At 69.6% G+C, this 3205-nt stretch carries 5 protein-coding genes; 3 read left to right on the top strand and 2 right to left on the bottom strand.

Translation table 11 applies throughout. The features are described from left to right. The coding region (locus VFF46_RS18505) for an RNA polymerase sigma factor (RefSeq protein WP_325038388.1) at positions 1–985 on the bottom strand (985 nt) is incomplete at its 3' end. After that, positions 985–1353, bottom strand: a complete 369-nt coding sequence (locus tag VFF46_RS18500; protein WP_325038387.1) for a YciI family protein — start codon at positions 1351–1353, stop codon at positions 985–987. The genes VFF46_RS18505 and VFF46_RS18500, both read right to left, overlap by 1 nt. Positions 1354–1490: 137 nt before the next feature. Between VFF46_RS18500 and VFF46_RS18495 the strand changes: the two genes are divergently transcribed. The 3 genes from VFF46_RS18495 to VFF46_RS18485 all read left to right on the top strand — a co-directional run. Next, positions 1491–2087: a CDP-alcohol phosphatidyltransferase family protein gene (locus tag VFF46_RS18495; RefSeq protein ID WP_325038386.1), complete on the top strand. Its 597-nt coding sequence runs from the start codon at positions 1491–1493 to the stop codon at positions 2085–2087. Continuing rightward, a complete protein-coding gene (locus VFF46_RS18490; RefSeq protein ID WP_325038385.1) occupies positions 2084–2929 on the top strand; it encodes a DUF881 domain-containing protein in 846 nt (281 codons plus the stop codon). The genes VFF46_RS18495 and VFF46_RS18490 overlap by 4 nt, the downstream gene beginning before the upstream one ends. After that, a partial coding sequence (locus VFF46_RS18485; RefSeq protein ID WP_325038384.1) for a DUF1290 domain-containing protein occupies positions 2926–3205 on the top strand: 280 nt, incomplete at its 3' end. The genes VFF46_RS18490 and VFF46_RS18485, both read left to right, overlap by 4 nt.

Below are 3205 nucleotides of genomic sequence, written 5' to 3'. Positions count from 1 at the left end.
GTCCGTGCACCATGGCGACCACGACGATCCGGTTCAGCGTCACCATCGGCCCGGGCGCCGTCGACTCGAGGAGTTCGTACAGCATCAGGATCTCGCGCCAGTCGGTGTCCTCGGCCGCGGCGGCCGCGTCGTGCACGGCCGCGATCGCCGCCTGCAGCTGGTACGGCCCGACCGGCGCCGTACGCAGCGTCGACTCGATCAGTTGGGTGCCCTCGGCAATGGACGCCGCGTCCCACAACGACCGGTCCTGCTCCGGCAACGGCACCAACGCACCCTCGGCGGTGGTCCGGGCGGGCCGCCGCGCATCCGTCAGCAGCATCAGCGCCAGCAATCCGGCCACCTCGCCCTCGGCCGGCAGCAAAGCAAGCAGCTGCCGCGTCAGCCGGATCGCCTCCGTGGACAGCTCGACCCGGTGCAGCGACGGACCGGACGACGCCGTGTAGCCCTCGTTGAAGATCAGATACAGCACATGCAGTACGGCGGCCAGCCGCTCGGGCTGCTCGGCCGCCGGCGGCATCGCGAACCGGGCGCCCCGGAGCTTCGCCTTCGCCCGGCTGATCCGCTGCCCGATCGTTGCCTCCGGCACCAGAAAGGCGCGGGCGATCTCGCCGGTCGTCAGCCCGCCGACCGCACGCAACGTGAGCGCGACCTGCGACTGCGCCGGCAGCTCCGGATGGCAGCACAGCATCAGCAACGTCAGCGAGTCGTCCTCCGCCGATGCGGGCTCCGGGGGACTCCACGACGCGACGGTCTCCTCGCGCCGGGTGCGGGCCGCCTCGCTGCGCAGTACCTCGATCCGCCGCCGGGACGCGACCGTGATCAGCCAGCTCCGCGGATTCTCCGGTACGCCGTCAGCCGGCCACTGCAGCGACGCTGCGAGCAGTGCCTCCTGTACGGCGTCCTCGCACGCGTCGAAGTCGCCGTACCGCCGGACCAGCGCGCCGAGGACCTGTGGCGCCTGCTCCCGGAGCAGCTCCTCGAGCATCAGCGGTACGCGCCGAGGTCCCGCACCGGGCGGACCTCTACAACGCTGTACGGCGCCTCCGGGATCTGCGCGACGATCTCGACGGCACGGTCCATCGACTCGCAGTCCAGCAGGAAGAAGCCGGCCAGCTGTTCCTTCACCTCGGCGAACGGGCCGTCGGTGGTCAGCGGCTTGCCGTCGCGCACCAGGACCTGCTTGGTGAGGGCCGGGTCGTCGAGGGACTCCGACGCGATCAGCTCCTGACGGACGGCGAGCTCGGCGTGCAGGGCGGCGTACCCGGCCATGCCTTCCTTCTTCTGTTCATCGGTCAACGAGTCCCAGACCGCGCGGGACTCCGGGTTGCCGTAGATCAGTACCAGGAACTTCATCTGCCCAGCCTAAGCATCACCGGGAAGTATCGATTGAAGAAAGGCGCGGCCTGCCCCGGCATGGCCGCGCGTAAACCTGTCGGGACGCCCCAGTAGAGTTACGACGGGTATCCAGGGTGGAGAGAGGGAGGGGTCGCGTGCCGGACTTGGAAGTGTCCGACCGGGTGTGGACGATCCCGAACGCGCTCAGCTTCCTGCGGTTGCTGGGGGTGCCACTGTTCCTGTGGCTGGTTCTCGGGCCGAAGGCGGACGGCTGGGCGCTGCTGGTGCTGGCGGTGTCCGGGTTCACCGACTGGGCCGACGGCCAGATCGCCCGCCGGATGAACCAGACCAGCCGGCTCGGCCAGATGCTCGACCCGGTCGCGGACCGGCTGTACATCTTCGCCACCGTGCTCGGCCTGGCGCTGCGCGACATCATCCCGTGGTGGCTGGCGATCGCGCTGCCCTTGCGGGACGTGCTGCTCACGCTGACCCTGCCGGCGCTGCACCGTCGCGGCTTCAACGCGCTGCCGGTGCACTTCCTCGGCAAGTCCGCGACGTTCTGCCTGCTGTACGCGTTCCCGCTGCTCCTGCTCGGCGACGGCGACAGCACTCTGAACCTGCTGGCCCGCGTCTTCGGCTGGGCGTTCGCGATCTGGGGGACTGGTCTGTACTACTGGGCCGGCGCGCTGTACTTCGCCCAGCTGCGGCACCTCGTCCAGACGGTGAAACCGATCAAGGACTCGGCCGGGTGACCCAGCAAGCCCCGCAGCAGACGACCCCTCGGCGCGTGGACGCGTCGATGTCACTGCTGAACAACCTGATGGCGCACCCGATCGACGAGGGGTACGCCGTCGCCGCCAGCACCCGTTCGAACCAGGGCGGCAAGGAAGGCCGGTCCCGGCACCGGGTGCTGCTGGTGGTGGCCGCCGCGGTGCTCGGCTTCCTGCTCGCGATCGCCGCCGCGCAGAACTACCGCAGCGCGCCCGAGGCGGAGAAGCAGCGCAAGGAACTGATCGACCGGATCAACCAGGCCGACAGCCGGCTGACCGACCTGCGCAACCACCAGACCCAGCTGTCCGACGAGGTCCGCGGCCTGCAGGCCGGCGGGCTGAGCAACGACAGTACGGGCGCGGCCCTGCAGCAGAAGCTCGACGACCTCGAGCTGCAGGCCGGCGCGATCGCGGTCACCGGTCCCGGGGTCAAGGCGGTCATCGACGACGCGAAGAACGCCGACGCCAAGGAGGGCCGGCTGCTCGACGTCGACCTGCAGCAGCTGGTCAACGGGCTGTGGACGGCCGGCGCGGAGGCGATCTCGGTGAACGGCCACCGGCTCACGTCGCTCACCGCGATCCGCGGTGCGGGCAGTGCGATCACGGTTGACTACAGTTCGCTGACGCCGCCGTACACGGTGCTCGCGATCGGGGACACCGCGACCATGCCGGCCCGGTTCGCACAGAGTTCCGGCGGGCAGTGGGTGCAGTACCTGGTGAGCAACTTCGGTGTCCGGATGACGATCACGACGGAGGATTCCTTGCTGGTGCCGGCCGATGCGACGATCGCGTTGCGCTACGCGAAGGTGGGAACAACGAAATGATCGCCGTACTCGGCCTGGTGATCGGTATCGTCGTCGGCCTGCTGGTCGCGCCCGACGTCCCCGAATGGGCCCAGCCGTACCTGCCGATCGCGGTGGTGGCCGCGCTGGACGCGGTGTTCGGCGCGCTGCGGGCGTTCCTGGACGGGATCTTCGACGACAAGGTGTTCGTCGTGTCGTTCGTGTCCAACGTCCTGATCGCGGCGCTGATCGTGTACCTCGGCGACCAGCTCGGTGTCGGCTCGCAGCTGTCCACCGGTGTCGTGGTCGTCCTGGGCA

Origin of the sequence: Kribbella sp. (assembly GCF_035655035.1) — a bacterium.
In the GTDB taxonomy this organism is placed as follows: Bacteria; Actinomycetota; Actinomycetes; order Propionibacteriales; family Kribbellaceae; genus Kribbella.
Note: the sequence above shows the minus strand (reverse complement) of the source record. Positions and strands in the feature narration are given on the sequence as shown.

Bases quoted from the DNA above. Each gene is read 5' to 3' on its own strand.
- VFF46_RS18500 (WP_325038387.1), bottom strand. From the start codon at position 1,353: ATGAAGTTCCTGGTACTGATCTACGGCAACCCGGAGTCCCGCGCGGTC.